Raw genomic sequence first — 292 nt, forward strand, 5'->3', positions numbered from 1 at the left:
GCAACATCGGCCAGCCGTGCACCGCGGCCAACCGCTTCATCGTGCACAAGGACGTCGCGGGTGTCGGTAATCAGATAGATCCCGACGACCGACGAAAGCGCACCACATCCGCTGGTGGAAACGAGACCACGGACCCACCGACCTCAGCAACGGGGTGTTGCTGTGTGAGACGTGTCACCACCGCATCCACGACAACGGATGGGACATCCGAATCGACCATCCCCGATACGGGACCGGGGGACGAGTGTGGTTCCTCCCACCCCCGCACGTCGACCCCACCCGCACCCCACGA

General features: G+C 64.4%; 1 pseudogene. It reads left to right on the forward strand.

The window, feature by feature from the left end:
- Positions 1 to 100: 100 nt before the first annotated feature.
- Positions 101 to 292 (forward strand): annotated as a pseudogene (locus DW298_RS00005) (HNH endonuclease); the annotation flags it as partial.

Source organism: Microbacterium sp. A20 (assembly GCF_004794515.1).
Classification (GTDB): domain Bacteria; phylum Actinomycetota; class Actinomycetes; order Actinomycetales; family Microbacteriaceae; genus Microbacterium.